1 protein-coding gene is annotated in these 279 nt (G+C 59.1%); it reads right to left on the bottom strand.

Going from position 1 to position 279, the window contains the following annotated elements; genetic code table 11:
* On the bottom strand, nucleotides 1-279 hold a 279-nt coding region (locus tag HJ536_RS20775; protein WP_177159292.1), incomplete at both ends, for a helix-turn-helix domain-containing protein.

Genomic DNA, 279 nt, shown 5'->3' with positions numbered 1-279 from the left:
GTGATCAGGTCGTAGGACTTGAGGATGCGATAGACCGAAGCCTCTGACACAAAGTACTTTTCCGTGTCGGTGAACCGCACGGCCAATTCGCGCGGCGACAGATCGCTTTCCTTCAGGGCCAAGTCCTTGATCTTCTCGCGCACCGGCTGAGGAATACGGTTCCAGACCCGTGATGGTCTGGGGCTGCGATCCTCAAGCGCCTCGGGGTCGCCCGACAGATACCGGTCATACCAACGGTAAAAGGTCGTTCTGGGGATGCCGAGCGTATCCAGCGTGCGC

The organism is Donghicola mangrovi (assembly GCF_013377535.1).
Lineage (GTDB): Bacteria > Pseudomonadota > Alphaproteobacteria > Rhodobacterales > Rhodobacteraceae > Donghicola > Donghicola mangrovi.
The sequence above is the reverse complement of the archived record's forward strand: the minus strand, read 5'-3'. Positions and strand labels throughout refer to the sequence as shown.